The organism is Streptomyces beijiangensis (assembly GCF_017315755.1).
Classification (GTDB): domain Bacteria; phylum Actinomycetota; class Actinomycetes; order Streptomycetales; family Streptomycetaceae; genus Streptomyces; species Streptomyces beijiangensis.
Genome location: NZ_JAFLRJ010001315.1, coordinates 1 through 372, shown reverse-complemented (window position 1 = coordinate 372; position 372 = coordinate 1). Strand labels below are relative to the sequence as shown.

General features: G+C 78.2%; 1 protein-coding gene. It reads right to left on the bottom strand.

The features are described 5' to 3' along the window. Positions 1 to 372, bottom strand: a 372-nt coding sequence (locus J0695_RS41640) for an AMP-binding protein (RefSeq protein WP_206970016.1), incomplete at both ends; no start/stop codon positions are given.

Below are 372 nucleotides of genomic sequence, written 5' to 3'. Positions count from 1 at the left end.
CCGCGCTCGTCGAGGCACAGGTGGCGCGGACCCCGGAGGCCCCCGCCGTCGTCGCCGACGCCGGCCGCGCACGGCGAACACGGTCGTGGCGCTCCTGGGCGTGCTCAAGGCGGGCGGTGGCGTAGGCGGGGTCGACGGGCAGATAGGCGCCGCCCGCCTTGAGCACGCCCAGGAGCGCCACGACCGTGTTCGCCGTGCGCGGCAGGACCACGCTCACCACGGTCTCCGGGCCGACCCCGCATGCCACCAGGGCGTCCGCGAGCCGCTCGGCGCGGGCGTTCAGCTCGGTGTACGTGAGCGGCTCGGCGGGGGCGGCGACGGCGGGGGCCTCCGGGGTCCGCGCCACCTGTGCCTCGACGAGCGCGGTGAGCG